General features: G+C 45.6%; 1 protein-coding gene and 1 pseudogene. Both read right to left on the bottom strand.

Going from position 1 to position 704, the window contains the following annotated elements; translation table 11 throughout:
• Nucleotides 1–181 (bottom strand): annotated as a pseudogene (gene nin, locus ACWHAR_RS27295) (DNA-entry nuclease inhibitor); the annotation flags it as partial.
• Between the two features lie 26 nt (nucleotides 182–207).
• On the bottom strand, nucleotides 208–657 hold the full coding sequence (gene nucA / locus ACWHAR_RS27290; protein WP_014475770.1) for a DNA-entry nuclease: 450 nt from the start codon (nucleotides 655–657) through the stop codon (nucleotides 208–210).
• Nucleotides 658–704 lie beyond the last annotated feature (47 nt).

Here is a 704-nt window from a genome sequence, read left to right as displayed (position 1 = left end):
AAAGAATAAAGGCCTTTGTATTTCGCTGTGCCTCAAAGGAAATGGCTCCGTCTGCCGCAGCATATCCTTTTTCAATCGCTTCGTCAGTCCAATCCATTACAGGAGGTGTAGAATCCTTTTGAAATACAGTAAATTGGTGATATGAAATCGAAAGTTCTTGCGGCTTCCATGATTTGATCAATGTGCTGTTCCTCCTCTATGTACTGTTTACTGAATTGTGAATAAAACCTTTGTGCCGTCTGGGTAATCGGTAAGCTGATGCCCGACCCAAGAGCCTGCTCCGCGGTTGTCAGCGGGAGAAATGTATTCTACAGAAGCTCCCTCACCGCCTTCTTTGCACATGGCCATTGGCCATTCATCTCTGTCATACCCCTTTTTGGAAGGTACGTCCTTTAATGATTGCTCGCGGCGTTCCTCAGCTCCGTCTCTGTCGATAGTGCACACCTCTGAGTGCCCCTCATTTATCGCATCCTTAATATGCTTGGCAGTTTCGGGATACCGGTCAGATGGGAAGGCGATTGTTTCATCATATTCTTTCGTTTGAGACGTTTTTTGATCAGCTGAGAAAAAGTCTCCTTTTATCAGGCCGACAGCTGCAGCTGCTATGATGACGATGACGAGAAGTATCGTTTTTATGATGTCCGTCGTGATGTTCACCTCCCGCTTTTAAAACTGACACAAGAGTAATCCAGAAAGCATTTGGT

The sequence above is a fragment of the Bacillus sp. LR--39 genome, from assembly GCF_053613335.1.
This window is presented reverse-complemented; position numbering and strand designations above follow the sequence as displayed.